Source organism: Halapricum hydrolyticum (assembly GCF_025517535.1).
Classification (GTDB): Archaea; Halobacteriota; Halobacteria; order Halobacteriales; family Haloarculaceae; genus Halapricum; species Halapricum hydrolyticum.
In genome coordinates this window covers 1-1200 of sequence record NZ_JAOPKC010000051.1, presented here as the reverse complement: position 1 = coordinate 1200, position 1200 = coordinate 1, and the positions used below count along the sequence as shown (strand labels likewise).

General features: G+C 66.6%; 1 protein-coding gene. It reads right to left on the bottom strand.

Going from position 1 to position 1200, the window contains the following annotated elements; translation table 11 throughout:
• Nucleotides 1-1161: pyruvate kinase (pyk, locus tag OB916_RS16910; RefSeq protein ID WP_315910469.1), on the bottom strand; the 1161-nt coding region annotated here is incomplete at its 3' end.
• Nucleotides 1162-1200 lie beyond the last annotated feature (39 nt).

The window sequence follows — 1200 nt, the reverse complement described above, 5'->3', positions numbered from 1 at the left end:
GGGCCGGAACTTGGCCATTTTCAGCGCGGAGTGACCCGACTCGCTGGCGGCAACGATCGCGGTGGCGTCAACGTCTTCGGCCAGGAACCGTGCCGCGTGAGCCAGCGCGTCCGCCCGGCTGTCGTCGGCCTCGGGGATGCGCTGTCCGCGGACGTCTTCGTACTCTTCGCTGTTTTCGACCTCTTCGACGATGCTGGCCATGGTGTCGACGACGCGCGGGGGATGGTTGCCGATGGCAGTCTCCCCCGAGAGCATCACCGCGTCCGTGCCGTCCAGGACGGCGTTGGCCACGTCCGACGCCTCCGCCCGGGTCGGCCGCCGGGATTCCACCATCGAATCGAGCATCTCCGTCGCCGTGATCACGGGCACGCCCGCCTGGTTGCACTTCCGGATGATCCGCTTTTGATACAGTGGGACCACTTCCAGGGGGAGTTCGACGCCCAGGTCGCCGCGAGCGACCATGATGCCGTAGGCCTCTTCGATGATACTGTCGAGGTTCTGGACGGCGCCGGCGCGCTCGATCTTCGCGACGATCGGGATGTCGGCGCCGAACTCCCGGAGCGTCTCGGCGATTTCCCGGATGTCCGAGCCGTCCCGGACGAACGACGCCGCGACCAGATCGGCCTGTTTTTCCGCCGCGACTTTCAGTTCCTCGCGGTCTTTCTCGGTGACCGTCGGCAGACCGAGTTCGACGCCGGGAATGTTGACGCCCTTGCGCGCCTGAAGTTCGCCGCCGTTCTGGACGCGCGCGTAGATGTCACTGCCGTCGACCTCCTCGACGATCGTTTCGATGCGACCGTCGTCCAGCAGGACGCGATCGCCCGCTTCAACCGCCGAGATGTCCAGCGACAGTCCGACCGCCTCCGGCGTGGCGTCGTCACCCTGGTAAAACCGGATGCGCGAATCCGCTTCCAGGTGGATCGGCTCGTCGATGTCCGCGGTGCGCACTTCCGGCCCCGGAATGTCGTGCATGACCGCCACCGGGTGATCGACGGTTTCGTCGACCGCCCGGATCCGGTCGATCGTGTCGCGGCGCTGCTCGGGTGTGCCGTGGCTCGCGTTCAACCGAGCGACGGACATCCCCGCCTCCGCCAGAGCCGTGATCTCCTCGGTCGAGTCTGACGCTGGCCCGAGCGTACAGACGATTTTCGCGTTACGCATCGCTGTACCCCTCCGCGTCCGCCGAAAACCAGTCGTCGA